Here is a 23,156-nt window from a genome sequence, read left to right on the forward strand (position 1 = left end):
TCCCCTCGCCACAGGGTTCAGTGGGGATAAAGACTTCACCCTCCGACTCTCAAGGATGATTCATATGAGCAGCGCTTCAACGGGCATCGGCATGGACTTGAGCTTCTCCCAGTTCATGGCCCGCAAACGCATCGAAAGCCAGATCAACCTGCCACGCCTGTTCGCTGCCATCGACGCTGATCCTGGCATCGCCGGAGCGGGTGTGGTGTATGTCGATTCCGAATACAACGTCGTGACCCTGCGCGAATTCAAGCCGATTTGCAGCATCGCGCCCAAGCGCGTCATTCTGCGCGAGGCAAAAAAATACATCGCGCCGCAGCAGTTCATCGACCAGGTAAAAAGCAGCCCGCGTGAATCCAAGCTTGGGCTTGAAGCAACCAATGCCGGATTGTCCTGTATCGCCGCGGTGATTGGCTGGGTGGTGGTGTTCAGTGGCAGCGTCGCGGTGCCCTTTACGGCCGGGGCCAGTGCCTTTGTCGTTGCCCTGGGTGCCGCTGCCGCGACGGCCAGCACCGCGCAATGCGTCATTGGCGGGATGCGGGTGGCCAATGAGCTGACCAATCCGACTGGCAACGATGAGATGAATGATGCCGACTGGTACAACATCGTGACGCCGATCCTCGATGGGGTTTCCCTGGTGGGTGTCGGTGGCTCGGCCCTGACGACTGTCCGACTGCTCAAGGCCAACAAAGCGGCTGGCACGGGAAAGAGTTGGTATCAGTTGCTCAAGGGCTTGAATCGGCAAGAGCGAAGCAAGCTGACCAAGGAGCTTTTGACGCTCAAGGACCCGAGCCTGACCGCCAAATTACTCAAGCTGCAGCAACGCGCGGGGGCCCTGCCCAAACGTTATTCTTCAGCGCAGATCAGGCATGCGACGCTGACGCAAATACAGGACTCCCTCGGAGGCGCGCTGGGGATCATTGGCAGTTATACCGGCGAGGGCGCCGTGAGGACGGTTGCCGTCGGCCTGTATGAGGAATTCACGGAATGATCGGTGGCGGATCGCTCAAGCAATTCCTCGCCCGTTATTTTCCGGTTTTCATGGGGACGATCCTGCTGGGCTGCTTTTCCGGGTCGACGCTGCTTGTGTTGGCCGGGACCACTTATTGGCGCGCCCTGGAGCCGTCAGCCAGGACCGACTATATCGGGCTCGGCACTTTGGCCCTGGTGCTCGTCCTGGTCCTGGGCAACCTCTTGATCGCTCGCGGGCGCGCCTGGGCAGTCTGGTGGGTGGCGGGGTATTTCCTGGCCTGTCTGGTGGCGGTGCTGCCGATGCTCGCTTATCGACCGCATCAGGGGGTGTACCTGTTCGCGCTGCTGTTGCCACTGCTGGGGCTGTTGTTGCTCAACAGCAGACGCCACCGGGAAATGCGCAAAAAACTGGTGGAGATCCGCCGCCAACGCGCGCTCATCACCCACGCCGCCAAGACTCCACGACCGCGTCGCTGAGTCGATTCGCGCTGCCCGCGCCGCATTTATGTGCGTTGCTTTGCAGATGAATACGGGCATCGCGCGTTTTTAGTGCTCTACTGCCTTGAGTAGATCAAGAAAGTGTCCGGCCTGCCTGCATGGCATAAGTCTTGCGCCGCTTTCGATATCGCCCAGGCTCGCAGGAGGCACGTCGTGTCGATCCATGTCGCATTGCATCACGTCACGCATTACCGTTACGACCGCGCCGTCGAGCTCGGCCCGCAGATCGTTCGCCTGCGCCCGGCGGCCCACAGCCGTACGCGCATTCTTTCCTATGCGCTGAAGGTTTCGCCCGACCAGCATTTCATCAACTGGCAGCAGGATCCCCAGGGCAACTACCTGGCGCGGCTGGTGTTTCCCGAGAAAACCCGGGAGCTGCGGATCGAGGTCGACCTGCTGGCGGAAATGGCGGTGTTCAATCCGTTCGACTTCTTCCTCGAGCCCTACGCCGAAAAGATTCCGTTCGCCTATGCGGCCGATGAGCGCAAGGAGCTGGCACCTTACCTGGAAACCCTGCCGCTGACGCCGAGGTTCCAGGCGTACCTGGATGGCATCGACCGCACGCCCTTGCCGGCGGTGGATTTCCTGGTGGCGCTCAACCAGCGCCTGAGCGAAGACATCAACTACCTGATCCGCATGGAGCCCGGCGTGCAGACGCCGGAGCACACCTTGGAGCACGCGTCCGGCTCCTGCCGCGACTCGGCCTGGCTGCTGGTGCAGTTGTTGCGCAACCTCGGCCTGGCGGCGCGTTTCGTGTCCGGTTACCTGATCCAGTTGACCGCCGATGTGAAGAGCCTCGATGGTCCATCCGGCACCGAGGTGGACTTTACCGACCTGCATGCCTGGTGCGAGGTCTACTTGCCCGGTGCCGGCTGGATCGGCCTGGATGCGACGTCCGGGCTGTTCGCTGGTGAAGGCCACATCCCGTTGGCCTGTAGTCCCGATCCGTCCTCGGCGGCACCGATCAGCGGCTTGGTGGAGCCTTGCGAGTGTGAGTTCAGCCACGAAATGTCCGTCGAACGGGTCTGGGAAGCGCCGCGGGTGACCAAGCCGTACACCGAAGCGCAATGGCTGGCGATCCAGGCACTGGGGCGCCAGATCGACGCCGACCTGCTGGAGGGCGATGTGCGCCTGACCATGGGCGGCGAACCGACCTTTGTCTCCATCGATGACCCGGACGGCGCCGAGTGGAACACCGCGGCGCTCGGGCCGGACAAGCGCCGGCTCTCCGCCGAGCTGTTCCAGCGCATGCGCAAGCACTATGCGCCCCAGGGGCTGGTGCATTTCGGCCAGGGCAAGTGGTACCCGGGCGAGCAATTGCCGCGCTGGTCGCTCAACTGCTATTGGCGGCGCGACGGCGTGCCGATCTGGCACAACAGTGCGTTGATTGCCGACGAGCAGGAGGACTACGGCGCCGATGGCGAACTGGCTGGACGCTTCCTGGCAAGCGTCGCCGAGCGTTTGAAAATTCCTGCGCGGTTCGTGTTTCCGGCCTACGAAGACAATTTCTATTACCTCTGGCGCGAAGGTGCGTTGCCGTCGAATGTCACGGCCGAGGACCCACGCCTGGACGACGCCCTCGAGCGGGCCCGATTGCGCAAGGTCTTCAGCCAGGGCCTGGATAAAGTGATTGGCCAGGTCCTGCCGCTGGCTCGCACCGCCAAGGGCGATCAATGGCAGAGCGGTCGCTGGTACCTGCGCGACAACCACTGCCGCCTGGTGCCGGGGGATTCGCCCCTGGGCTATCGCTTGCCACTGGCGTCCCAGCCTTGGGTGACGGCGGCCGAGTATCCGTACATTCATCCCACCGACCCGAACCAGGACTTGCCTGAACTGCCCGGCACCGAGGCGCTGGCGCGTCATGGCGAGTCGGCGACCGAGCAGGAGCGTGTCCCACAGATCGACCAGTCCGCTGACTGGCTGACCCGCACCGCCTTCTGTGCCGAGGCCCGTGAAGGCCGGCTCTATCTGTTCATGCCGCCGCTGGAGCGGGTCGAGGATTATCTGGAGCTGGTCAGCGCCATCGAGGCGACGGCTGAGGAGCTGCACTGTCCAGTGCTGTTGGAAGGCTACGAGCCGCCGAGCGACCCGCGCCTGAGCAATTTCCGCATCACCCCCGACCCCGGTGTGATCGAGGTCAACGTGCAACCCTCGGCGACCTGGGATGAGTTGGTCGAGCGCACCGAGTTCCTCTACGAGCAGGCGCGGCAGACTCGGCTGACCACCGAGAAATTCATGATCGATGGCCGGCACACCGGCACTGGTGGCGGTAACCATTTCGTACTGGGTGGCGCGACACCGGCTGACTCACCGTTCCTACGACGTCCCGACCTGTTGCGCAGCCTGATCAGCTATTGGCATAACCACCCCTCATTGTCCTACCTGTTTTCCGGATTGTTCATCGGCCCGACCTCCCAGGCGCCTCGGGTGGACGAGGCGCGCAACGACGCGTTGTACGAACTGGAAATCGCTTTCGCGCAAATGCCCCAGCCGGGCGAGGAATGTCCGCCGTGGCTGGTCGACCGCTTGCTGCGCAACCTGCTGATCGACGTGACTGGCAATACCCACCGCGCCGAATTCTGCATCGACAAGCTCTATTCGCCGGACGGCGCCACCGGGCGTCTCGGCCTGTTGGAGTTGCGGGCTTTCGAGATGCCGCCCCACGCGCGCATGAGCCTGGCCCAGCAATTACTGTTGCGGGCATTGGTGGCGCGGTTCTGGCGTGAGCCTTATGCGCCGGCGAAATTGGCGCGCTGGGGCACGGAGCTGCACGACCGTTTCCTGTTGCCGCACTTTATCGAGCAGGATTTTGCCGACGTCATCCATGAGCTGAACGCTGCTGGCTACCCGCTGCGGGCCGAGTGGTTCGCCGCACACCTGGAGTTCCGCTTCCCGAAAGTGGGCGATTACGCGGTCAGCGGTATCGAACTGCAATTACGCCAGGCCCTCGAGCCTTGGCATGTGTTGGGAGAAGAGGGCGCGGTGGGCGGCACTGTGCGTTATGTGGACTCCTCCCTGGAGCGCTTGCAGGTCAAGCTCAGCGGCCTGGCGCCGCAACGCTATCTGCTGACGTGCAATGGCGTGCCGGTGCCGTTGCAACCCACCGGTCGGGTTGGCGAGTTCGTCGCCGGGGTGCGTTTCCGCGCCTGGCAACCGGCCAACTGCCTGCAACCGACCATCCCGGTGCATGCGCCGCTGGTCTTCGACTTGCTCGACACCTGGATGCAACGTTCCGTGGGCGGCTGCCAGTATCACGTGGCCCATCCGGGCGGGCGCAACTACGACAGCCTGCCAGTGAATGCCAATGAAGCTGAGAGCCGGCGGATGGCGCGTTTCTTCCGTCTCGGACACACGCCTGGGAAACTTCCTATACCCAGCCTGGCCATGGATGACGAGTTTCCCCTCACGCTCGATCTGCGACGGTTCTGAGTCTTACGCGACGCCCGGATATTTCAACTATCCGGGCGTCATGCGCTTGCGCTAGTCTCACCTTTCATTGCCGTCTGCCGAGCTTTCCATGCCTGACCTGCTTGACCATTACCCGCTGACAACGGGCACCTATCATGAACTGTTGGACGACAGCGGTGCCGTGCGTACGCACTGGCGGCGGCTGTTCGACCAGTTGCAGCGCAGCACGCCGGCCCAACTGGTCCAGCGCCAGGCCTTGCTGACCCGGCAGATCCAGGAAAACGGCGTGACCTATAACGTCTACGCGGACCCCAAAGGCGCCGACCGGCCGTGGGAGCTGGACCTGTTGCCCCACGTGATCGACCCGCAAGAGTGGAAGCAACTGTCGGCCGGAATCGCCCAGCGTGCTCGGCTGCTCAACGCGGTGCTGGCCGACCTGTACGGGCCGCAACGGCTGATCAGCGAAGGGCTGTTGCCGGCAGAGCTGGTGTATGGGCACAACAATTTCCTTTGGCCTTGCCAGGGCATCGTGCCGCCGGACGGCAGCTTCCTGCACCTGTATGCGGTGGATCTGGCGCGCACGCCCGATGGGCGCTGGTGGGTCACGGCGGATCGGACTCAGGCGCCTTCAGGTGCCGGATACGCGCTGGAAAATCGCATGATCGTTTCCCGCGCCTTCCCCGACTTGTACCGCGACCTGAAGGTGCGGCACTTGTCCGGCTTTTTCCGCACCTTGCAGGAAACCCTGGCACGACAGGCCCCCAGCGACGGCGAATCGCCACTGGTGGTGCTGTTGACGCCGGGGCGGTTCAACGAAAGTTATTTCGAACATCTCTACCTGGCGCGCCAGTTGGGTTATCCGCTGGTAGAAGGGGGTGACCTGACCGTCCGGGACGCCACGGTCTACCTCAAGACCCTCAGCGGCCTGCGGCGGGTCCACGCCATCATGCGCCGGCTCGACGACGATTTCTGCGATCCCCTGGAACTGCGCACCGATTCAGCCCTCGGCGTGCCAGGGTTGTTGGAAGCGGTGCGTCAGGGCCGGGTGCTGGTAGCCAATGCCCTGGGCAGCGGCGTGCTGGAATCGCCGGGTCTCCTGGGGTTCCTGCCGAAGATCAACCAGTATCTGTTCGGCGAAGAACTGCTGCTGCCGTCCATCGCCACCTGGTGGTGCGGTGAGCCGCCGGTGCTGGCCCAGGCCCTGGAAAAATTGCCGCAGCTGTTGATCAAGCCGGCGTTTCCTTCCCAGAGTTTCAGCCCGGTGTTCGGCCGCGACCTGAGCGAGAAGCAGCGCGCTCAACTGGCGGCGCGCATGCAGGCACGGCCCTATGCCTATGTCGCCCAGGAGCTGGCGCAATTGTCCCAGGCACCGGTCTGGCAGGCCGAAGATGGCCAGATCCAGCCCAGGGCGATTGGCATGCGCATGTATGCCGTGTCCGGCAAGGACGATTACCGGGTGCTACCGGGTGGGCTGACCCGCGTGGCCGCCGAGGCCGACGCCGAAGTGGTGTCGATGCAGCGTGGTGGCGCCAGCAAGGACACCTGGGTGCTGGGGGAGCAGGCGCCCGGCGGTGAACAATGGAAGGCCCAGCGAACCGTGGGGGTCCACGACCTGGTTCGACGCGATCCATATCTGCCTTCGCGGGTGGTGGAAAACCTGTTCTGGTTCGGTCGTTACTGCGAGCGTTGCGACGACAGCGCGCGGCTGCTGCGGATCATGCTGGCGCGCTATGTCGATGGCGACGATCCGCAGGCCCTGCAATCGGCGGTGTCCCTGGGCGAAAGCCTGATGCTGCTGCCCGAGGAGGGCGAATTGCCCGAGCGTTTGTTGGCGGCGCTGTTGGGGGACGACTGGTCGTTCAGCCTGCGCGCCAACCTGCAACGCTTGCAGTGGGCAGCCTCGCAGGTGCGCGGCAAGTTGTCCCGGGAAAACTGGCAAGCGCTGGTGGAGTTGCAGCGCGAGGCCATGGAGTTGGAAACCGAGGAGCCGGATTTTGGCGAACTGCTGGATTTCCTCAACCGATTGGTGATGTCCCTGGCGGCATTGTCCGGGTTCGCCCTGGACGACATGACCCGCGACGAGGGCTGGCGCTTCTTGATGATGGGCCGGCGCCTGGAGCGCTTGCAGTTTCTCAGCAGCAGCCTGGCCGCGTTCCTGCGGGGCGAGGCAGTGTTCGACCAGGCCGGCCTGGAGTGGTTGCTGGAACTGGGCAACAGCAGCATCACTTACCGCTCGCGCTATTTGGCGGTGGCGCAGTTGATCCCGGTGCTGGACCTGTTGCTACTGGACGAACAGAACCCCCATGCGGTGCTCTTCCAGCTGAAACTGGTGGCCCGTACCCTCAAGCGCTTGAACGATGATTTTGCCGCGCCCAGGGAAACCGCATTGCCGGATTTGGTCGCACGTCTGTCACGCTTTGACCTGCGATGCCTGGAAAACCCCTTGTTTGGTGAAGCCAGCCTGCGCGCCGCACTCGATGGGCTGGCCGACCTGTTGCAGGAAGTGGCCGACGTCAGCGGCCAGGTATCCGATCGCCTGGCATTGCGTCATTTCGCCCATGTCGATGATGTCAGCCAACGCACGGTGTCCGTCTGATGAGCGCTCGTTACCAGATTCTCCACGACACCCATTATCACTACGACAGCCCGGTGTCTCTGGCCCAGCAGCTCGCTCACTTGTGGCCGCGCGCCTGTGACTGGCAGCGGTGCACCGAACAGCAGTTGCTGATCAGCCCGGAGCCGACGATCCGTCGCGATGAGCAGGATGTGTTCGGCAATCCGCTGACGCGCCTGGCCTTTGAACGGCCCCATGACGAGTTGCTGGTCAATGCCCGCTTGAGTGTCGAGGTGCTGGCTCGCCCCGAGCTGGATTTCAACCTGTCCCCGGCCTGGGAGTCGACCTGCAACGCGCTGACCTACAGTGGTCGACCACTCGCGGCGCCGCTGCTGGAGGCGTGCCGTTTTCGTTTCGAGTCACCGTATGTGCACCTCAAGCGCAGCTTCGTCGAGTTTTCCGAAAGCTGCTTCCCGCCGGGGCGCCCCTTGATGGTGGGGGTTCGAGCGCTGATGGAGAAGATTTTCGAGGAATTCACCTTCGATGCCGAGGCGACCCAGGTGGCGACGCCGCTGGTGGAGGTGCTGGAGCGGCGGCGAGGCGTATGCCAGGACTTTGCCCACCTGATGCTGGCCTGCGTGCGCTCTCGCGGTTTGGCGGCGCGTTACGTCAGCGGCTACCTGTTGACCCAGCCGCCACCTGGCCAACCACGGCTGATTGGCGCCGATGCGTCCCATGCTTGGGTCTCGGTGTATTGTCCGGTGTTGGGCTGGGTGGACTTCGATCCGACCAACAACGTACAGCCAGCCCTGGAGCACATCACCCTGGCCTGGGGCCGGGATTTTTCCGATGTATCGCCGTTGCGGGGGGTGATCCTGGGGGGCGGTGCCCATGATCCTGAAGTGCGGGTGACGGTGATGCCGCTTGAATCGTGAAGTGTTCCCTTGTGGGAGCGAGCCTGCTCGCGATGAGGCCATCACATCCAACATGTAATTGACTGTCGTGACGCTATCGCGAGCAGGCTCGCTCCACAGGGGTATGTATCGAATTGATAAGGAGGGTGCATGTTCCCGGTTTCCATCAAAGGCGTGCTGCAATCTCCCGAAGGCCTGGTTGTGCTGATGCTCAACGAGCGCGATGAGTGGGAGTTGCCCGGCGGGCGGATCGAACTGGGCGAAACGGCGCCGCAATGCCTGGCGCGGGAAATTGCCGAGGAACTGGCGGTTGAGGTGAGTGTGGGGGAGCCGTTGGATTCGTATCTGTTCGAGGTCATCCCCGGCAAGCACGTCTTCATCTCCACGTACCGCTGCCAGTTGCTGGGCGGTTTCGTGCCGACCATCAGTCATGAGCACAAAGAGATCGGGCTGTTCGCACCGGGCCAATTGCCGGTGAACCTGCCTGTCGGTTATCGCCTGTCGATTACCAAGGCGCTGGGATTGTAAGGGTCGACAGCAGGAGCTGTCGGCCCTGGATGGGGTATCAGGCGTCGGGTGCCTGATCTTTCGGTGCATCAACGTCATCTTCTGCTGCTACTTCGCCTTCGGTATCCGGGCTCAGTGCGGCTTCTTCTTCAGCTGTGGCTTTCTTGCGCTGCAGCTTTTCCTCTTTCTTCTGCTCCTTGGCCAAGTCTCTCTGACGTTTGGCGAAGGAATAATTGGGTTTGGCCATGGGCGATCCTCTGGGGTCGAAGGTGAGGTTGAGCGGCGCATATTCTGCCCTGTATCGGGGCCGAGCCGTTAGCTGGGTTTTTGTTCGGCCCACTTTGGCTGCATGGATGGTTGCCATTCGTCCAGCGCATCGAGCAGGTTGTGCGGTGATTGACTCACTTGCAGCATGTCACGATGGGCCGGGCGGACGAAGCCTTCGCCGACGATATGATCGAGAAAACCGGTGAGCTTGCTGTAGAAGCCGTTCACTTCCAGCAGCCCCAGCGGCTTGCCGTGGTAGCCGAGCTGGCCCCAGGTCCAGACCTCGAACAACTCTTCCAGTGTGCCGAGGCCGCCGGGCAGGGCGATGAAGGCATCGCTGAGCTCGGCCATGCGCGCCTTGCGGGCGTGCATGCCGTCCACCACTTCCAGGCGGGTCAGGCCGGCGTGGCCGATTTCCTTGTCCTTCAGGCTTTGCGGGATGATGCCGATGACCTCGCCGCCGGCCGCCAGGGCCGCGTCGGCAACGATGCCCATCAGGCCGACGGCGCCACCGCCGTAGACCAGGGTCAGCTTTCGTTCAGCCAACGCTCGCCCCAGGGCCTGAGCCGCTTCACGATAGGCTGGGTGGCTGCCGGTGCTGGCGCCGCAAAATACACAAACAGACGCTATGGACATGCTTTACTCCATGATCAGTAACCGATCCAGAGTAAAGCCTGGCCTGGGTTGCGCAAAGTGATTAAACCTCGCGTTGGGGTTTTTCGTAGGTGCCACTGGCGCCGCAGGCATAGGCGGCGAGCAAGCTGCACAACAGGCTGTTGAGGTTCATGATGGGCGCTCCAGAGAGGTGATGGGGCCAATCATAGAGAGGTGTCATTCCTCTGGCTGGTTGATTGTGTCCATCAGGCTGATAGCCTTAAGTTGTATACAATGTTTGATTCAGGTCATAGGAACTTGTCTCAAATTCAGGCAGTCTTCCCCTTTGACGGAATTTTGTTAACCATGCCTTGGAGATTCACGATGTTTGCCAAACTTGTTGCAGTATCCCTGTTGACGCTGGCCAGCAGCCAACTGATGGCAGCGGAGTGCAAGACCACCATCGACTCGACCGACCAGATGTCCTTCAACACCAAGGCCATTGAGATCGACAAGAGCTGCAAGACCTTCACCGTTGAACTGACTCACTCGGGCAGCTTGCCGAAAAACGTCATGGGCCATAACTGGGTGCTGAGCAAAGAGGCGGACATGCAGCCGATCGCCACCGATGGCCTGGCTGCTGGTATCGACAAGAACTACCTGAAAGAAAATGACGCTCGCGTCATCGCCCACACCAAAATCATTGGTGCCGGTGAGAAAGACTCGGTGACTTTCGATGTATCGAAACTGGATGCCGCTGGAAAATACGGTTTCTTCTGCTCGTTCCCGGGCCACATCTCGATGATGAAAGGCACCGTTACCCTGAAGTAATCCGCTTCAGGCACCAAAAAGCGCCCGTTTCAGGGCGCTTTTTTTTGTCCGGCCAATAATCGCATCTCATGTGGGAGCGAGCCTGCTCGCGATGGCGGCGGCACATTCAACATCAATGCAAACTGATCCACCGTTATCGCGAGCAGGCTCGCTCCCACAGGGACTGCCGGTCACGGCGCGTACGGCATCACCCGCTTGTGCTCGGTCTTGCGATAGGTCTCGCAAATGATCTTGAACGCCTCGTCCCGCACCGGCTCGCCGTGCAGGAACGCATCGATCTCGGCATAGGTCACGCCGTGGGACGCTTCGTCCGGCTTGCCTGGCGACAGGTCTTCGAGATCGGCGGTGGGGACTTTTTCCACCAGCGATTCCGGCGCGCCAAAGTCACGGGCGATGGCCCGGACCTGGTTTTTCACCAGGCCGCTCAACGGCGCCAGGTCGCAAGCACCGTCACCGAACTTGGTGAAGAAACCCATCACCGCTTCTGCTGCATGATCGGTACCGATCACCAGGCCGTGCTCGGTGCCCGCGATGGTGTATTGCGCCACCATGCGCATCCGCGCCTTGGTATTGCCCAGCACGAAATCCCGCGACACCGCCGCCTTGCCTTCGAACGCCGCGACTTGCTCGGCCAAGGCCTTGACCGCCGGACCGATGTTGACGGTATGGCGCTCGTCCGGGTCGATGAAGTCCACACAGGCTTGTGCTTCATGTTCGTCGAACTGGGTTTCGTACGGCAGGCGCACGGCGATGAACTTATAGGCGGTGTTACCGGTTTTCTCCCGCAGTTCGCGCACGGCACGCTGGGCCAGCAGGCCGGCGGTCAACGAGTCGACCCCGCCACTGATGCCCAGCACGAGGGACTTGAGCCCGGAGTTGACCAGGCAATCCTGAATAAAGCTCACCCGGCGGGCGATTTCGGCCTTGAGGGCGGCGTCATCGGCGAACGGTGGCTGGACCTTGAGCTGTTCAGCAATCTCACGCTGTACGGCTTGCATGAATTCACTCCTTGCTTGATGTGTCAGAAAGGGCGGCAGGTACTTGGAAAACGTGTCGCATGTAGGCGACGAAATTCGGGTCTTTGCAGTGGGTCTTGCCGGGCTCGTCTGAAATCTTGGCCACGGGTTGCCCGTCACAGCTGATCATTTTAAGCACGATGCTCATCGGCTCTACACCAGGAATGTCACACGTCAGGTTGGTGCCAATACCGAAGCTGACATTAATGCGACCACGCAATGCCCGAAAAATCTCCAGGCATTTGGGCAATGTCAGGCTATCGGAGAACACCAGGGTCTTGCTCATCGGGTCGATGCCGAGCTTGTGATAGTGGGCGATGGCTTTTTCGGCCCAGATCACCGGGTCACCGGAGTCGTGGCGCAAACCGTCGAACAGCTTGGCGAAGAACAGATCGAAGTCCTTGAGGAACGCATCCATGGTGATGCAATCGGTCAGGGCGATCCCCAGCAGGCCGCGGTACTCGCGCACCCAGCAATCGAGGGCGGCGATCTGGCTGTCGATCAGTCGCGGGCCCAGTTGCTGGTGGGCCATGATCCACTCGTGGGCCATGGTGCCCAGCGGTTTCATGTCCAACTCTCGGGACAGGTGCACGTTGCTGGTGCCGACGAAACGCCCCGGGAAGTCGTGCTTGAGCACGTTCACCACTTCTTCCTGGACGCGGAAGGAAAAACGACGACGGGTGCCGAAGTCGGCAACTTGCAGTTCGGACAGTTCTTCGGCGCTGGCGTTGGCGCTCAGCCAGTCGAACTTGCGATACAACTGCTCGCGGGCCTGTTCCAGGACAATTTCACGGTAGCGATAGCGGTTGCGTACCTCGCTGACAATCGCCAGCAGCGGCACTTCGAACAGAATCACGTGCAGCCACGGCCCGCGCAGGCGGATAAACAGCTCGCCGTTGTCGATACCCGTGTGGACATAGCGCAGGTTGAAGCGAAACAGTCCGAGGAAACGCAGGAAGTCCGGCTTCAGAAAGCTGATGCGCTCCAGGAAGCCCAGCTGGTCGGTGCTCAGGCTCAACTCGGCCAGGCGCTCGATCTGGAAGCGGATCTCCGCCAGGTACGGGCGCAGGTCTTCGCTGTTGCGGCAACGAAATTCCCACTCGACTTCGACGTTGGGGTAATTGTGCAGCACTGCCTGCATCATCGTTAGTTTGTAGAAGTCGGTGTCGAGCAGGTTCTGCACGATACGATCGGCAAATACGCTCTCGCTCATAACGGGAATCTCCAGACAGGCCGCTGCGGTGGGCAACGGGGTGCTGCGTTTTGTGGTGAAGGGTTAGTGGCGCATAACCTGGGTGGGTATTGCCAGTGATTTTTGCCACGGATTTTGTGTTGGCGCTGCTATTGCGGCATATCCGGGCTCTCGATCTGCTCCAGCATCCACTCCACGAAAAACCGCACCTTGGGCACTTCCGCCGAGTGCTCGGGGTAAGCCAGGTAATAAGCATTGGTGCTCGGCATCGCATGCTGCCAGGGGATGATCAGTTTGCCGTCGGCCAGTTCTTCTTCCACCAGGAACCTCGGCAACAGGGCGACGCCGCAGCCGACCTGAGCGGCACGGATGCACATGTAGAAAGTTTCGAAACGCGGCCCGTGGTAGCTGTGTTCGGTGTGGTAGCCCTGGCTGTCGAACCAGTCGTGCCAGGCCTGGGGGCGCGAGGCGTTTTGCAGAAGCACCAGCTCGGCCAGTTGGGTCGGGTCGGTGAAAGGCTGCTCAGGCAGGCTGCCGGGCGCGCAGACCGGCACCAGTTCTTCGCCAAACAGCTTCAGGGATTCGGTGCCGGGCCGCGAACCCTGGCCGAAATAGAACGCCAGGTCGCTGCGCCCTTGCAGCAAGTCGTCGGCCTCCTGCTCGCTGCACAGGTCCAGGTGAATCGTCGGATGCCGCAGTCGCCAGCCCTTCAGACGCGGCACCAGCCAGCGGGCACCGAAGGTCGGGGGAGTGGAAACGCGCAAGACTTCGGTATCGCCGCCGTAGGAGCGCAGGTAATGGGTAGACATCTCCACCTGCGTGAGGATTTTTCGCACTTCTCCCAGGTACAAGTCTCCGGCTGGCGTCAGCTGCAAGCGGCGGCGTACGCGCCGGAACAGCAAGTGCTGTAGCAACTCTTCCAATTGCGCGACCTGTTTGCTGACTGCGCTCTGGGTCAGGTTCAGCTCTTCGGCGGCGCGGGTGAAGCTCAGGTGGCGGGTCACCGCTTCGAAGCACTGCAGTGCCGTGATCGACGGCAAATAGCGTTTATTGAGCATGATGAGGCCTTATTTCTTGTGGCTCTGCTTATCCGGTCATGGCCAGCATGAATAAACGGAATGATATCTCGCTTAAAGGTCGTTTGTTGGCAAGTCTCGGGCCAGCTACAACTACAGGTCTGATCAGCCGTATTCGTCCGGCTGCCAATTCTTTGTCTTTCGTGTGAGGAAATTTTCCATGGTTGCTGCATTGCTTGATCGCCTGGGCGTCGACTCGGCCCTGTACCAGAACGGCACACAACCGGTGCATTCGCCCATTGATGGCAGTCGCATCGGCGCCGTGAACTGGGAAGGCGCGGCTGAAGTCGAGCAGCAGGTCAGCCGTGCCGAACACGCTTTCGACCTGTGGCGCCAGGTACCGGCCCCGCGTCGTGGCGAGCTGGTACGTCAATTCGGTGACCTGTTGCGTGAATACAAGGCTGACCTTGGCGAATTGGTGTCGTGGGAAGCCGGCAAGATCACCCAGGAAGGCCTGGGTGAAGTGCAAGAGATGATCGACATCTGCGACTTCGCCGTCGGCCTGTCCCGCCAGCTGTACGGCCTGACCATCGCCTCCGAGCGTCCGGGCCACCATATGCGTGAGTCCTGGCACCCGCTGGGCGTGGTCGGGGTGATCAGTGCCTTCAACTTCCCCGTCGCGGTCTGGGCCTGGAACACCACGCTGGCCCTGGTGTGCGGCAACGCAGTGATCTGGAAACCGTCGGAAAAGACCCCGCTCACCGCCCTGGCGTGCCAGGCGTTGTTCGAGCGTGTACTGAAGAACTTCAGCGATGCACCGCCGTACCTGAGCCAGGTGATCATCGGTGGGCGTGACGCCGGTGAAGCATTGGTGGATGACCCGCGCGTGGCCTTGATCAGCGCCACCGGCAGCACCCGCATGGGGCGTGAAGTGGCGCCGAAAGTCGCCGCGCGCTTTGCCCGCAGCATTCTGGAACTGGGCGGCAACAACGCCATGATCCTGGCCCCGAGCGCCGACCTGGACATGGCCGTGCGCGCCATCCTGTTCAGCGCCGTCGGCACCGCCGGCCAGCGTTGCACCACCCTGCGCCGGCTGATTGCCCACGAGTCGGTGAAGGAAGAAATCGTCACCCGCCTCAAGGCCGCCTATTCGAAAGTGCGCATTGGCCATCCACTGGAAGGCAACCTGGTCGGGCCGCTGATCGACAAGCACAGCTTCGACAACATGCAGGATGCGCTGGAGCAGGCCTTGAGCGAAGGCGGGCGAGTATTTGGTGGCAAGCGCCAGCTTGAAGACCAGTTCCCGAATGCCTATTACGTCTCGCCGGCCATCGTCGAGATGCCGGAGCAGAGCGATGTGGTGCGCAGCGAAACCTTCGCCCCGATCCTGTACGTGGTCGGCTACAAGGACTTTGCCGAGGCCCTGCACCTGAACAACGCAGTGCCCCAAGGCCTGTCGTCCTGCATCTTCACCACTGACGTGCGTGAAGCCGAGCAGTTCATGTCGGCGGTGGGCAGCGACTGCGGCATCGCCAACGTCAACATCGGCCCGAGCGGCGCGGAAATCGGCGGTGCATTCGGTGGCGAAAAAGAAACCGGCGGCGGTCGCGAATCCGGTTCCGACGCCTGGCGTGGCTACATGCGCCGCCAGACCAACACCGTGAACTACTCGCTGGAGTTGCCGTTGGCGCAGGGGATTACCTTTGACTAAGGCTTGAGCCAAGCGGTGGCTCCATGTGGGAGCGGGCTTGCTCGCGAAGGCGGACTGTCATTCAACATTGATGTCGACTGGCCCACCGCCTTCGCGAGCAAGCCCGCTCCCACATTTGAATTGTGTAGTGGTTGGGTTTCTTTTTCGGAGTCTGGCAATGCCGTTACGCGAAGAATGTCTGTGGGAAAAACTGACGCCACAAAGGCCTGAAAACACCGCGCTGACGGGCGAAATCACCGTCGATGTGTGTGTGATCGGTGCCGGTTTCACCGGGCTGTCGGCGGCGGTTCACTTGTTGGAGCAGGGCAAGCGTGTTGCCGTGCTGGAAGCCCACCGGGCCGGGCATGGCGGATCTGGGCGTAACGTCGGCCTGGTGAACGCCGGCCTGTGGATCCCGCCGGACGACATCGAGGCCGGGTTCGGCGAGGCGGTTGGCAGCCAGCTCAACCGCATGCTCGGCGCCGCGCCGGCCCTGGTGTTCAGCCTCATCGACAAATACAACATTGATTGCCAGTTGCGCCGCGAAGGCACTTTGCACATGGCCCATAACGCCCGGGGCGAGGCTGACCTGCGCAGTCGCGAAGAACAATGGAAACGCCGTGGCGCGCCGGTGGAATTGCTCACCGGCCAGGCCTGCGCCGAGGCGACCGGTACGTCGAAAATCGCCGCGGCATTGCTCGACCGCCGCGCCGGCACCCTCAATCCGATGGCCTACACCAGTGGGTTGGCCAAGGCAGCCACGGACCTTGGCGGCCAGTTGTTCGACCATTCCCCGGTGACGCGCCTGGAACGCCAAGGCCAGCGCTGGTCGGTGCAGACCGCCCAGGGTTCGGTATTGGCCGAGCAGGTAGTGATCGCCTCCAACGCCTATACCGAAGGCGACTGGACCGAGCTGCGGCGAAATTTCTTCCCCGGTTATTACTATCAGGTCGCTTCCACCCCACTGGCCGACGAGGCCGCCCAACGCATTCTGCCGGGCGGGCAGGGCTCGTGGGATACCCGCCAGGTGTTGAGCAGCATCCGCCGGGACAAGGACGGCCGTTTGCTGCTGGGCAGCCTGGGCAACGGCAACCGCAAGCCGACGTGGTTCCTCAAGGCCTGGGCCGACCGGGTGCAGCAGCACTATTTCCCTTACCTCAAGTCGGTGGAGTGGGAATGCACCTGGACCGGTTGTATTGCCTTCACCCCCGATCACCTGATGCGTCTGTTCGAACCGGCCCCGGGGCTGGTGGCCGTGACCGGCTATAACGGCCGGGGCGTGACCACCGGTACCGTGGTCGGCAAGGCTTTCGCCGACTACCTGTGCCACGGCAATGCCCAGGCGCTGCCGATTCCGTTCGCACCCATGCAGCCGTTGGCCGGGGTGGGCCTGCGCAGTTGCTTGTATGAGGCGGGCTTTTCGCTGTATCACGCGGGCCAGTGCCTGCGGATCGTCATTTGAGTGTTGAAAAATGTTGCCGGAAGCCACGTTTTTCCGGCATAGCGTCTAGCCTGTTATGGTGCGGGTTGTAGCAGTCGCGCACCGACAGTGTGCAGTTCGGTGACGTGGGTTGTTACACAGTGGTTGCACGCCGTTTCGTGTGATGGTTGCAATGATGGCTCAAGGAGGGTTTCACCCATTTAAGTAAAAGGTTGCACCTCGTGCGGTTTAGACGGTTGCACGCCCTATGAAAAAGGGCCCGAAACAGTCGAAATAACAATAAAGCAGCGACTTTTTTCAGAATAAAAAACCGATGGCACGGCCCTTGCTCTGAGCTTTTCAGTGAAATGAAGTCGCAGTGCCAACTAAAAAAAACCTTGGAGCACCACCTCATGTCCCAGACGTTTTACAAGAAAGGTTTCCTGGCCCTCGCAGTGGCAGCTGCGCTGGGTGTTTCTGCGTTTGCTCAAGCTGATGTGAAAATTGGTGTGGCGGGGCCGATGACCGGCGCCAACGCTGCATTTGGTGAGCAGTACATGAAGGGGGCCCAGGCGGCAGCCGATGTCGTCAACAAAGCGGGTGGCGTCAACGGCGAGAAGATCGTCCTGGTTCCTGGCGACGATGCCTGCGAACCCAAGCAGGCCGTGGCCGTGGCCAACCGCCTGGTCGAGCAGGACAAGGTGATCGGCGTGGTCGGGCACTTCTGCTCGTCGAACACCATTCCGGCCTCCGAGGTCTATGACGAAGCCGGCATCATCGCCATCACCCCGGGCTCGACCAACCCGAAGGTTACCGAACGCGGCCTGAGCGCGATGTTCCGCATGTGCGGTCGTGACGACCAGCAAGGCATCGTGGCGGGTGACTACATTGTCGACGTGCTCAAGGGCAAGAAAGTCGTCGTGCTGCACGACAAGGACACCTACGGCCAGGGCCTGGCGGATGCAACCATGGCCCAGCTCACCAAGCGTGGCGTGAAGCCGGTGCTGTACGAAGGCCTGACCCGTGGCGAAAAAGACTTCAGCGCCGTGGTGACCAAGATCCGTTCGACGGGTGCCGACGTGGTCTATTTCGGTGGCCTGCACCCGGAAGCCGGCCCGCTGGTTCGCCAATTGCGTGAACAAGGCCTCAAGGACGTGAAGTTCATGTCCGACGATGGCATCGTGACCGACGAACTGGTCACCACCGCCGGCGGCGCGCAATACGTCGATGGTGTGTACATGACCTTTGGCGCCGACCCGCGCCTGCTGCCAGACAGCAAGGCCGTGGTTGACGAGTTCCGCAAGAACGGCACCGAGCCTGAAGGCTACACCCTGTACGCCTACGCTTCGGTCCAGGCCCTGGCCGCCGGCTTCAATGGCGCCAAGTCCAATAAAGGCGAAGACGCGGCCAAGTGGCTCAAGGCCAACCCTGTCCAGACCGTGATGGGCAAGAAGGAATGGGACGCCAAGGGCGACTTGAAAGTCTCCGACTACGTGGTTTACCAGTGGGACAAGGACGGCAAATACCACCAGCTGGAAAAACAGAAGTAAGGTCTGACGCGGCCGTCCAGGCCTCCTTTGGGAACCGGGCAAGCCCCGGTTGCCAAGGGACGCGCAGCGGTCGTGCCTGATATTGCTCCGACGTACATCTGTATTTTCCTTAGAAGAACCGCACACCCCAGGGTGTGCAGGTTCTCACTGCGTGAGATTGCGTTATGGATGGTATTTTCCTGCAGCAACTGATCAATGGCCTGACCCTCGGGTCGGTCTATGGTCTGATCGCCATCGGCTACACAATGGTCTACGGCATCATCGGCATGATCAACTTCGCCCACGGCGAGGTTTACATGATTTCCGCTTACCTCGCGGCAATCAGTCTGGCTCTGCTGGCTTACTTCGGTATCGAATCCTTTCCGCTTATGATCCTCGGCACTCTCGTGTTCACGGTCGTGGTCACCGGGGTCTATGGCTGGGTCATCGAACGCGTCGCCTATAAACCCCTGCGCAACTCGACCCGGCTGGCACCGCTGATCAGTGCCATCGGTATCTCGCTGATCCTGCAGAACTACGCACAGATCAGCCAGGGCGCCCGCCAACAGGGCGTGCCGACACTGCTCGAAGGCGCCATGCGCGTCGATATCGGCAGTGGTTTCGTCCAGCTCACCTACACCAAGATTTTCATCCTGGTCGCTGCATTCGCCGGGATGGCCTTGCTGACCTACATCATCAAGTACACCAAGCTCGGGCGCATGTGCCGCGCCACCCAGCAAGACCGCAAGATGGCCTCGATCCTGGGGATCAACACCGATCGGGTGATTTCCTACGTGTTCATCATCGGTGCAGCCATGGCGGCCCTGGCCGGTGTGCTGATCACCATGAACTACGGCACGTTCGACTTCTATGCCGGCTTCATTATCGGCATCAAGGCGTTCACCGCGGCGGTACTCGGCGGTATCGGCTCCCTGCCTGGGGCGATGCTCGGCGGGATCATCCTCGGAATTTCCGAGTCGCTGTTCTCCGGTCTGATCAATTCTGACTACAAAGACGTGTTCAGTTTCTCGCTGCTGGTGCTGATTCTGATTTTCCGTCCCCAAGGCCTGTTGGGTCGCCCACTCGTGGCGAAGGTATAAGTATGTCTGCTGCCAATAAACCGATTGATATCAAAAAGAGCGTCATCGACGCGATCCTGGCCGGCCTGATCTCGCTGATCGTGTTCGGGCCGATTGTCGGCGTGGTGCTCGACGGCTACAGCTTCAACCTGCAACCGGCCCGCGTCGGCTGGCTGGTGGCGATCGTGATGGTCGGGCGCTTTGCCTTGAGCCTGTTCCTGCAAACACCCAAGGGCCTGAAGGTGCTCCAAGGGTTCGAAAGCACAGGCTCTGGCGTGCATGTACTGCCACCGGACTACAAGTCGAACCTGCGCTGGATCATCCCGGCGCTGATCGTGATTGCCATCGTGTTCCCGTTCTTTGCCAACAAATATGTGCTCACGGTGGTCATCCTCGGGCTGATCTATGTGCTGTTGGGGCTGGGCCTGAATATCGTGGTTGGCCTGGCCGGGCTGCTCGACCTGGGTTATGTGGCGTTCTACGCCATCGGCGCCTATGGCCTGGCGCTGGGTTATCAATACCTGGGGCTGGGTTTCTGGACGGTGCTGCCGCTGGCGGCCATTACGGCTGCGATGGCCGGATGCATACTGGGTTTTCCCGTATTGCGAATGCACGGTGACTACCTGGCCATCGTGACCCTGGGTTTTGGTGAGATCATTCGCCTGGTACTCAACAACTGGCTTTCGTTCACCGGCGGGCCGAACGGCATGCCTGTGCCTTCGCCGACCTTTTTCGGCCTGGAGTTCGGTCGCAGGGCGAAAGATGGCGGGGTGCCGTTCCATGAGTTCTTCGGCATCGATTACAACCCGAACCTGAAATTCCTGTTTATCTACATCGTGCTGTTCATCGTTGTGCTGCTGGTGCTCTACATCAAGCATCGCCTGACCCGCATGCCGGTCGGGCGTGCCTGGGAGGCCCTGCGCGAGGATGAAATCGCCTGCCGCTCCATGGGCCTGAACCATGTGCTGGTCAAGCTCTCGGCCTTCACCATTGGCGCGTCCACGGCGGGCCTGGCCGGGGTGTTCTTCGCCAGTTACCAGGGCTTCGTCAACCCGGCGTCGTTCACCTTCTTCGAGTCGGCGCTGATCCTGGCAATCGTCGTGCTGGGGGGCATGGGCTCGACCGTCGGCGTGGTGATTGCTGCGTTCGTGCTCACCGTGGCGCCGGAGCTGCTGCGCAGTTTCTCTGAGTACCGGGTGCTGCTGTTCGGCGTACTGATGGTGTTGATGATGATCTGGCGCCCGCGCGGCCTGATCCGTATCAGCCGTACTGGGGTGACGCCGCGTAAAGGAGTAGCGCCATGAGCGAAGTCGTACTCTCCGTCGAAAACCTGATGATGCAATTCGGTGGCATCAAGGCCCTCAGCGACGTCAGCCTGCAAGTCAAACGCAACTCGATCTTCGCCCTGATCGGCCCCAACGGCGCGGGCAAGACCACGGTGTTCAACTGCCTGACCGGGTTCTACAAGGCTTCGGGCGGCAAGATCGAACTCAACGTACGTGGCGAGCGAACCAACGTCATCAAGCTGTTGGGCGAAGCGTTTCGCCCAACCGACTTCGTGTCGCCGGCATCCTTCGCCAGCCGGCTTTACTACAAGATGTTCGGTGGCACCCACCTGGTGAACCGTGCCGGCCTGGCGCGTACTTTCCAGAACATTCGCCTGTTCAAGGAAATGTCGGTGCTGGAAAACCTCCTGGTGGCCCAGCACATGTGGGTCAATCGCAGCCTGGTGGCGGGCATCCTCAACACCAAGGGCTACCGCAAGGCTGAAAGCGATGCCCTGGACCATGCCTTCTACTGGTTGGAAGTGGTGGACCTGGTGGATTGTGCCAACCGCCTCGCCGGGGAGCTTTCCTATGGCCAGCAGCGGCGCCTGGAAATCGCCCGGGCCATGTGCACCCGGCCGCAGATCATCTGCCTCGATGAACCGGCCGCCGGCCTCAACCCTCAGGAAACCGAAGCGCTGAGCGCGATGATCCGGCTGCTGCGCGACGAGCACGATCTGACCGTGGTGCTGATCGAACACGACATGGGCATGGTAATGAGCATTTCCGACCACATCGTGGTGCTGGACCACGGCAACGTGATCGCCGAGGGCGGTCCCGAGGCGATTCGCAACGATCCGAAGGTAATCGCGGCCTACCTGGGTGCCGATGAAGAGGAACTGGTATGAGTGGACCTATCCTCGAACTCAAGGAGCTGGACGTGTTCTATGGGCCGATCCAGGCCCTGAAAAAAGTCTCGATGCACATTGGCGAGGGCGAGACCGTGAGCCTGATCGGTTCCAACGGGGCCGGCAAGTCCACGTTGCTGATGTCGATCTTCGGCCAGCCGCGTGCGGCCGGCGGGCAGATCATCTACCAGGGCGTGGACATCACCCACAAGTCGTCGCACTACATTGCCTCCAACGGCATTGCGCAGTCGCCGGAAGGGCGGCGGGTCTTCCCGGACATGACCGTCGAGGAGAACCTGCTGATGGGCACCATTCCCATCGGTGACAAGTACGCCAGTGAAGACATGCAGCGCATGTTCGAACTGTTCCCGCGGCTCAAGGAGCGGCGCAACCAGCGGGCCATGACCATGTCCGGCGGCGAGCAGCAAATGCTCGCTATCGCCCGGGCATTGATGAGCCGGCCAAAGTTGTTGCTGCTCGATGAGCCGAGCCTGGGGTTGGCGCCGATCGTGGTGAAACAGATCTTCGCCACCCTGCGTGAGCTGGCCTCCACCGGGATGACCATCTTCCTGGTGGAACAGAACGCCAACCACGCCCTCAGGTTGTCGGACCGGGCCTATGTGATGGTCAACGGCGAAATCCGCCTGACCGGCACAGGCAAGGAGCTGCTGGCCAACGAGGAAGTGCGCAACGCGTATCTGGGCGGGCACTGAGGCGGGTACAGCAATAACAAAACCCGGCGAGTGATCGCCGGGTTTTTTTATTCTTCAACCCACCGAAAACCCCTGTGGGAGCGTAATGCTGTTCACTTAAGAAGGTAGATGAACCTGTGGCGAGGGGATTTATCCCCGTTGGGCTGCGCAGCAGCCCTGACCCCGGTCGCCGCAGGGCCAGGTGAATCGCATTCAAGCTTTTGGGGCCGCTACGCAGCCCAACGGGGATAAATCCCCTCGCCACAATGAATCAGGCACGCCTTAAGTGAACAGCATTGCCTGTGGGAGCGGGCTTGCTCGCGAAAGCGAAGTGCCAGGGACATCAATGTTGACTGACCCGCCGCCTTGGCGAGCAAGCCCGTTCCCACAATGGGGTTTTGGCTGTGCCGAAGAATTGTGGACAACAATCCTGAGCCCCTGCGAAACCGCGACATAAAGTCGCCGCAAACAGTTGTTTTGTCACGGTTTTGACTTGTCCCCGTTTGCTGTGGAACCGGCTGTGGGTAACGTGGGAGTAGCTGGCTGCAAGCCTTTGAATACGTGGCTTGCAGGGCTGCGGTTATTTTTTGATCAGGCGTTTTTGGTCAAGCGCAAGTGGCAGTTGTCAACCCTTTTGTGAGTGCCGAAATGGGCTCGAAACTCTGTGGGCAAGCCTGTGGATAAGTCTGTGATTAAACTCTGGAAAGACCGCGCTGAGGGCCGTCGTTACTGGCTTGGAGCCATCGCCCATTCCAGCGCTGGCTTATAGCAGATAACTTGCGCTGCACAACCTCACTTGCAGGG

The 23,156-nt window shown here is 61.3% G+C and carries 19 protein-coding genes; 14 read left to right on the forward strand and 5 right to left on the reverse strand.

Annotation, left to right across the window (positions count from 1 at the left end; all coding sequences use genetic code 11):
• The first annotated feature begins 64 nt into the window (after positions 1–64).
• The 6 genes from ssp4 to AC30D9_RS15485 all read left to right on the forward strand — a co-directional run bounded on the left by ssp4 (position 65) and on the right by AC30D9_RS15485 (position 8,874).
• Positions 65–991: an Ssp4 family T6SS effector gene (gene ssp4, locus AC30D9_RS15460; protein ID WP_307575879.1), complete on the forward strand. Its 927-nt coding sequence runs from the start codon at positions 65–67 to the stop codon at positions 989–991.
• Positions 988–1,449: a hypothetical protein gene (locus AC30D9_RS15465; RefSeq protein WP_307575880.1), complete on the forward strand. Its 462-nt coding sequence runs from the start codon at positions 988–990 to the stop codon at positions 1,447–1,449. The genes ssp4 and AC30D9_RS15465 overlap by 4 nt, the downstream gene beginning before the upstream one ends.
• Positions 1,450–1,623: 174 nt before the next feature.
• A complete protein-coding gene (locus tag AC30D9_RS15470) occupies positions 1,624–4,899 on the forward strand; it encodes a transglutaminase family protein (protein WP_307575882.1) in 3,276 nt (1,091 codons plus the stop codon).
• 88 nt (positions 4,900–4,987) lie between these two features.
• Positions 4,988–7,474: a circularly permuted type 2 ATP-grasp protein gene (locus AC30D9_RS15475; protein ID WP_307575884.1), complete on the forward strand. Its 2,487-nt coding sequence runs from the start codon at positions 4,988–4,990 to the stop codon at positions 7,472–7,474.
• Positions 7,474–8,367 carry a transglutaminase family protein gene (locus tag AC30D9_RS15480; protein ID WP_134922637.1) on the forward strand — a complete coding sequence of 298 codons (894 nt, stop codon included), beginning with the start codon at positions 7,474–7,476 and terminating at the stop codon, positions 8,365–8,367. The genes AC30D9_RS15475 and AC30D9_RS15480 overlap by 1 nt, the downstream gene beginning before the upstream one ends.
• A 129-nt stretch (positions 8,368–8,496) precedes the next feature.
• On the forward strand, positions 8,497–8,874 hold the full coding sequence (locus AC30D9_RS15485) for an NUDIX hydrolase (protein ID WP_134922638.1): 378 nt from the start codon (positions 8,497–8,499) through the stop codon (positions 8,872–8,874).
• 37 nt (positions 8,875–8,911) lie between these two features.
• On the opposite strand, the gene AC30D9_RS15490 is transcribed toward AC30D9_RS15485, so the two are convergent.
• Together AC30D9_RS15490 and AC30D9_RS15495 are read right to left on the reverse strand one after the other, a co-directional pair.
• Positions 8,912–9,100: a hypothetical protein gene (locus AC30D9_RS15490; RefSeq protein WP_060739407.1), complete on the reverse strand. Its 189-nt coding sequence runs from the start codon at positions 9,098–9,100 to the stop codon at positions 8,912–8,914.
• 68 nt (positions 9,101–9,168) lie between these two features.
• Positions 9,169–9,756, reverse strand: a complete 588-nt coding sequence (locus AC30D9_RS15495) for a cytokinin riboside 5'-monophosphate phosphoribohydrolase (protein ID WP_134922639.1) — start codon at positions 9,754–9,756, stop codon at positions 9,169–9,171.
• 342 nt (positions 9,757–10,098) lie between these two features.
• On the opposite strand from AC30D9_RS15495, the gene azu reads away from it, so the two are divergent.
• On the forward strand, positions 10,099–10,545 hold the full coding sequence (azu, locus tag AC30D9_RS15500; protein ID WP_490144339.1) for an azurin: 447 nt from the start codon (positions 10,099–10,101) through the stop codon (positions 10,543–10,545).
• Between the two features lie 170 nt (positions 10,546–10,715).
• Here azu and nadE read toward each other — a convergent pair whose 3' ends face one another.
• The 3 genes from nadE to AC30D9_RS15515 all read right to left on the reverse strand — a co-directional run bounded on the left by nadE (position 10,716) and on the right by AC30D9_RS15515 (position 13,811).
• Positions 10,716–11,543, reverse strand: a complete 828-nt coding sequence (gene nadE, locus AC30D9_RS15505) for an NAD(+) synthase (RefSeq protein WP_134922641.1) — start codon at positions 11,541–11,543, stop codon at positions 10,716–10,718.
• Between the two features lie 4 nt (positions 11,544–11,547).
• Entirely contained in the window at positions 11,548–12,774 is a 1,227-nt protein-coding gene (pncB, locus tag AC30D9_RS15510; protein WP_490144340.1) for a nicotinate phosphoribosyltransferase, read from the reverse strand.
• 128 nt (positions 12,775–12,902) lie between these two features.
• Positions 12,903–13,811: a LysR family transcriptional regulator gene (locus tag AC30D9_RS15515; protein ID WP_307575892.1), complete on the reverse strand. Its 909-nt coding sequence runs from the start codon at positions 13,809–13,811 to the stop codon at positions 12,903–12,905.
• A gap of 178 nt (positions 13,812–13,989) precedes the next feature.
• Here AC30D9_RS15515 and amaB point away from each other — a divergent pair, with 178 nt between their 5' ends.
• The 7 genes from amaB to AC30D9_RS15550 all read left to right on the forward strand — a co-directional run bounded on the left by amaB (position 13,990) and on the right by AC30D9_RS15550 (position 22,373).
• Complete coding sequence (amaB, locus tag AC30D9_RS15520) at positions 13,990–15,480, forward strand: L-piperidine-6-carboxylate dehydrogenase (protein ID WP_109752184.1); 1,491 nt, start codon at positions 13,990–13,992, stop codon at positions 15,478–15,480.
• Positions 15,481–15,637: 157 nt separating this feature from the next.
• The gene (gene amaA, locus AC30D9_RS15525) at positions 15,638–16,921 is read left to right on the forward strand and encodes an L-pipecolate oxidase (protein WP_307575894.1); all 1,284 of its coding nucleotides are present in this window, start codon (positions 15,638–15,640) and stop codon (positions 16,919–16,921) included.
• Positions 16,922–17,292: 371 nt separating this feature from the next.
• Positions 17,293–18,429: a branched-chain amino acid ABC transporter substrate-binding protein gene (locus AC30D9_RS15530; protein WP_134922644.1), complete on the forward strand. Its 1,137-nt coding sequence runs from the start codon at positions 17,293–17,295 to the stop codon at positions 18,427–18,429.
• 164 nt (positions 18,430–18,593) lie between these two features.
• The gene (locus tag AC30D9_RS15535; RefSeq protein ID WP_042732182.1) at positions 18,594–19,508 is read left to right on the forward strand and encodes an ABC transporter permease subunit; all 915 of its coding nucleotides are present in this window, start codon (positions 18,594–18,596) and stop codon (positions 19,506–19,508) included.
• Between the two features lie 2 nt (positions 19,509–19,510).
• Positions 19,511–20,791 (forward strand): high-affinity branched-chain amino acid ABC transporter permease LivM, encoded by a 1,281-nt coding sequence (livM, locus tag AC30D9_RS15540; RefSeq protein ID WP_116834052.1) that lies wholly within the window; start codon positions 19,511–19,513, stop codon positions 20,789–20,791.
• On the forward strand, positions 20,788–21,660 hold the full coding sequence (locus tag AC30D9_RS15545) for an ABC transporter ATP-binding protein (RefSeq protein ID WP_134922645.1): 873 nt from the start codon (positions 20,788–20,790) through the stop codon (positions 21,658–21,660). Before livM ends, AC30D9_RS15545 begins: the two co-directional genes overlap by 4 nt.
• Positions 21,657–22,373, forward strand: a complete 717-nt coding sequence (locus AC30D9_RS15550) for an ABC transporter ATP-binding protein (RefSeq protein ID WP_018606262.1) — start codon at positions 21,657–21,659, stop codon at positions 22,371–22,373. Before AC30D9_RS15545 ends, AC30D9_RS15550 begins: the two co-directional genes overlap by 4 nt.
• Positions 22,374–23,156: the final 783 nt, after the last annotated feature.

Source organism: Pseudomonas sp. DF11, assembly GCF_058148565.1.